1 protein-coding gene is annotated in these 1,029 nt (G+C 37.7%); it reads left to right on the top strand.

The features are described from left to right. Positions 1 to 37: 37 nt before the first annotated feature. Complete coding sequence (locus tag DK872_RS27210) at positions 38 to 841, top strand: replication initiation protein (RefSeq protein ID WP_161519135.1); 804 nt, start codon at positions 38 to 40, stop codon at positions 839 to 841. Positions 842 to 1,029: the final 188 nt, after the last annotated feature.

Genomic DNA, 1,029 nt, shown 5'->3' with positions numbered 1-1,029 from the left:
TAAAGTAGGTGTGTGATTAAAAAAACAAAGTACACCTATGAAATTAACCAACGTATCGAGTAAAACAAAAGTTCGGCATAAAACTGATATAAACAAAACACTATCTAAGATGCCCTTATCATCTAGGCGCGTTTTATTTATGGCTATTGCTCAACTTGACTCTAAAAAGATAGTAAAACAAGGCCAAGTGTTTCGTATATACGCTAGTGAGTATGCAAAAATAGCTAAGCTGGAAATGAATACAGCCTACGAACAACTAAAATCCGCTACGTTGGATTTACAGAAACAGATAATAGGAATCCCAAAAGATCAACTTTTACCGCCTATAGCTCGTCAAGGAGATCGGCCTTGGAAGAAACCTAGCGGTAAAGGGGTTCGCATGCTTAACGTCACTGAATACTGTGACTATGAGGACGGTGACGGTTACGTAGATATTAGCTTTAGTCGTCAAATGGAGCCGTATATTTGCATGATAGAGGGTAATTTCACTACTCAAGTGCTTATCTCTAGCGCACGACTCAGAGACACAAATGCCAGTAACATATATCAACTTATAAGGCAGAAAATAAGTCAGAAGAAAGACCGTTTTTTTGAAATTACTGTTGAAGAACTAAAGGAAGAGCTTGGGCTTTACACAATAAAGAATAAGGAAAAAGTTTATTCTTATCCGTTGTTTAAAGAGTTTAATCGCAGTGTTATCAAGCAAAGCATCGATACCATTGAAGACACTACTGAAATAAAGAATATAAGCGTTGAAATCATCGAGAGGAAGCAGCGTAAAGCAACTAAGCTAAGATTCTCTTATCGAGTAGATGACCAAATGAAGTTTGAGGGATTTTAGCTAAACTTGCTTTCCAGATAGCCCATACCGGTTTTTATGTTAAATACGTCTTCTTAGTACACACTCCCCGTTTGTGCCCAACAAAGCGTTTGTTTTTACCCGGTTCACGTTATTTTTCAGTGCCAACTCCGGTAAGCAAGCAATAAGGGCAGAAGAAAACAAACAGTTTTGCGCAAGATATAGTCATT

This window comes from Kosakonia sp. MH5, assembly GCF_009935945.1.
In the GTDB taxonomy this organism is placed as follows: domain Bacteria; phylum Pseudomonadota; class Gammaproteobacteria; order Enterobacterales; family Enterobacteriaceae; genus Kosakonia; species Kosakonia radicincitans.
This window is presented reverse-complemented; position numbering and strand designations above follow the sequence as displayed.

Excerpts from the sequence above, each read along its gene's own strand:
- DK872_RS27210 (WP_161519135.1), top strand. The coding sequence starts at position 38 with ATGAAATTAACCAACGTATCGAGTAAAACAAAAGTTCGGCATAAAACT.